Here is a 3,645-nt window from a genome sequence, read left to right as displayed (position 1 = left end):
GATGGGGCTCCAGCAAGAGCCAGTGTGAATCGGAAATGTCATGGCGACGATGCGCCGGCAGGGCAATAGATCCGGAAGTCATTGCTGAATTTTAAGGCCAGGGAAATCTTGTGACGACACCCTCTAGGGGAAAACACCCCAAAAGTCGGCGTTTACAATGGGCAAACGTGCGATTCAACGGTGATCCTAACGCTCTATTTCTCTAATTTTGGAGATCTTGAACAGGTTCTTAGAAGATGTATTACGAGATTTATTTAGTGTGCTGTGATGCGCTTACCGCTTCCGACCAACGCCAATCGGCTTCTTCAGGAAGGTCAACGCCATGCTCGAAGGCATACGCTCGGCAAGTTGCCTGACTGTCTTGCATCATCTGTTTTATCGCAGCACCGGATACGTTCAGGTCGGGTACCCGGTTAATTGCGTCGATGACCAAGCTGAAACGGTCAATCTCATTGCGTATTGCCAATTCGAGAGGAGTATCGATATTTCCCTTCTCCTTGTAACCACGCACATGCAGGTTTACATGGTTAGCCCTGCGATAAGTTAACCGATGAATCAGCCAGGGATAGCCATGAAAGTTGAAGATGATTGGCCTGTCGCGCGTAAACAAGCTGTCGAAATCGGTGTCGCTCAAGCCATGCGGATGCTCGCTGTTTGATTGCAAGCGAAAAAGATCGACGACATTTATAAAGCGTATTTTCAGTGCTGGGAAATAGGTACGCAACATATGGGTAGCTGCTAATGATTCCTGAGTCGGCACATCACCACATGCGGCCATGACAAGATCGGGTTCGCTGCTTTCGTCATTACTAGCCCAGCGCCATATGCCTAGGCCGCGGGCACAATGCAACGCTGCTGCGTGGGCATCGAGATACTGAAGATGCTTTTGCTTGTCAGCAACAATTACATTTATGTGGTTAGTGCTGCGTAGACAATGGTCCATGACAGCAAGCAGGCAATTTGCATCTGGGGGTAGAAAGATTCGCGTAACCTTAGGCGACTTGTTTACAACCACATCTAGAAAACCTGGGTCCTGATGCGAAAACCCGTTATGGTCCTGACGCCAAACGGTGGACGTAATCAGTAGGTTAAGTGAGCTGATGGGCGTTCGCCAATGTACCTTGTCGGCGATGTCTAACCATTTGGCATGCTGGTTAAACATGCTATCGATCACATGTGAGAAAGCCTCATAGGTGGATAGCAACCCATGGCGACCTGTCAGTAGATAGCCTTCCAGCCAACCTTCTAGCGTATGTTCTGACAGGTATTCCATGACCCGGCCATTGGGCGATAGTGCACCACCGTCTTCGTCTGTCGCAAGCATTTCCGACATCCATACCTTGCCCTCGGTAAATGTTGCCTGCAGCTTATTAGAGGCTGTTTCATCCGGCCCGAACAGGCGAAAGTTCGACGGATTCATCCGGATAACATCGCGTAATAGCTCACCAAGTGGTTCGGTGTTGCCTTCCAGTGTACGGCCTTCTTGTATTGGATCGACTGCATAGTCGATCCAATTGGGAAGCCGTAAAGGGATGCGCAGCTGTCCACCATTAGCGTGTGGGTTGGCACTCAACCGGCGTTCGCCTTTGGGTAGCCAACTGATAATTTCCTGACGAGGACGGCCGTCTGGCTCAAATAATGTGGCTGGTGCATAGCTGAGTAGCCAAGCTTCCAGTTGCTGAAGGTGGGCAGTATTCTCTCTGACCGATGCTAAGGGAACCTGGTGCGCGCGCCATGTCCCTGCAATGACATGACCGTCCACCTCGGCAGGACCTGTCCAACCTTTAGGGCTTCTGAGGATAATCATCGGCCAACACGGGCGCTCTGTAGCCTTGCCAGTCCGTGCAGATGTCTGAATATGGCGTATAAGCGCGACGCATTCGTCCATAACTGCTGCCATGCGTTGGTGCATGAGACTGGGATCGTCACCTTCAACGAGGATTGGACGCCAACCATAACCTTGAAATAAGTTCAGTAGTTCCGTTTCGGGAATGCGTGATAGTACGGTTGGATTGTTAATCTTGTAGCCGTTCAGATGTAAAACCGGTAGTACTGCACCATCTCGCGCTGGATTGAGAAATTTATTGCTGTGCCACGCCGTTGCTAATGGCCCAGTTTCTGACTCTCCATCACCTACAACAACTGTGACAAGCAGATCTGGGTTGTCAAATGCCGCACCGAAGGCATGCGACAGACTGTAGCCCAACTCACCTCCCTCGTGAATTGATCCGGGCAATTCGGGCGTGCAATGACTGCCAATGCCACCAGGGAAGGAGAATTCGGTGAAAAAGCGTTGCATACCTTCAATACTCTGCCCCTTGTCTCGGTAAATCTCGCCATAGCGTCCTTCCAGCCAACATGGCGCTAAGACACCTGGTGCGCCATGGCCTGGCCCTGCTAGGAAAATTGCGTTGAGGTCGTCGCGGGCGACCACTCGGCTCAGATGTGTCCAAATAAAGCTCAAACCGGGGCTTGTGCCCCAATGCCCCAACAGACGTTCTTTAATATGCTCAGGTATGAGCGGTTGCTGCAAAAGCGGATTGGCTCGTAAGTAGATCATGCCAGCAGCAAGGTAATTACAGGCGCGCCAAAAACTGTTTATCTGTTGCAGTTGGTCGGTTGAAAGCCCTGTTGAAATTTGGGTCATGGCGATCATCTCCGATATATATGCACCAAATGATGCGTTACCCATAACTTACGCTGTCTGATTACCGTATACCTTGACCTTGAACAAAGAAAGGCAATGTTCGCAAGGTAAACTTTTATTCCAGTTATCGACCCTGCCGTACAGTGAAAGGTTGCACCAAGTGCAGCTAGGATGTGTATATCAAACATCTAAGCCATCAGTGAGCACCGGTACGATGGGATAGTCCCAAGGAAGTTACGAGCAGACTTGTCATAGTGTGCTTACAAAGAATAGTGCTGCTTGAATATCTCAATCCCTGTCAGTAATGACGACCGCGGACGGTGTTTCCCTGCTGGGCATTAGCCCTTTCCAGATCCAACTATCTGCCGAGAGAAACCTAACGAGTTGCCCAGGCCATTGAGCGTGGCACGGACCTTGGTGCATAGTTGGTTTCGGCTACGCCCAAGACTTGTTGTGCTGCTTGTTTTCTTGGGCACGCATGATGGAGGTGTTCATCATGGCGTATCTGTTAGCCGTTCTCTCAGTCAATGTTTTATACCGTGTGTCAAGTTCAGGACAGTCTCTACTGTAAATGGCGAGGATTCACATTTAGCAGTATCCAAAATGCGTGAGCGGACTAAGGGACGCCAGCGCAATAGCTGGCAAAGCAAGGTCTCAACAAACAGAGGGTTACTTTTGGCGGTTAAAGCTGCTTGGTTTGATGACACACACTTGAGATCTTGAAGATTTGATCGGTTAATCCACCCGTAGTCTGGATACTTCCTTGCGCTAGATCAAAGGCAATATCGTGCAACTTATTAAAATGCATTAACACTATAATCTATTGAAAGAAGTTTATTGCTGCAATGCGGCTTTGCCCCTTGGGAAAAATAGCATGAATACAGCTCCCGCTTCCGTAACACCAAAGCCAAACACGCTTGGCCTTAGTCTTCTTATTGCGCTCGTTGTCGGTTCCATTATTGGCAGTGGTATCTACGGTTTGCCACAAAATATGGCTT

The 3,645-nt window shown here is 49.6% G+C and carries 1 protein-coding gene; it reads right to left on the bottom strand.

The genetic code is table 11. The features are described from left to right. Nucleotides 1–250: 250 nt before the first annotated feature. A complete protein-coding gene (locus CSQ89_RS20455; RefSeq protein ID WP_099407845.1) occupies nucleotides 251–2,647 on the bottom strand; it encodes a phosphoketolase family protein in 2,397 nt (798 codons plus the stop codon). Nucleotides 2,648–3,645 lie beyond the last annotated feature (998 nt).

It is taken from the genome of Chitinimonas sp. BJB300 (assembly GCF_002735695.1).
Lineage (GTDB): Bacteria > Pseudomonadota > Gammaproteobacteria > Burkholderiales > Chitinimonadaceae > Chitinimonas.
The sequence above is the reverse complement of the archived record's forward strand: the minus strand, read 5'-3'. Positions and strand labels throughout refer to the sequence as shown.

What these genes read in the sequence shown, in the direction of transcription:
- CSQ89_RS20455 (WP_099407845.1), bottom strand. Translation starts at nt 2,647, where the DNA reads ATGACCCAAATTTCAACAGGGCTTTCAACCGACCAACTGCAACAGATA.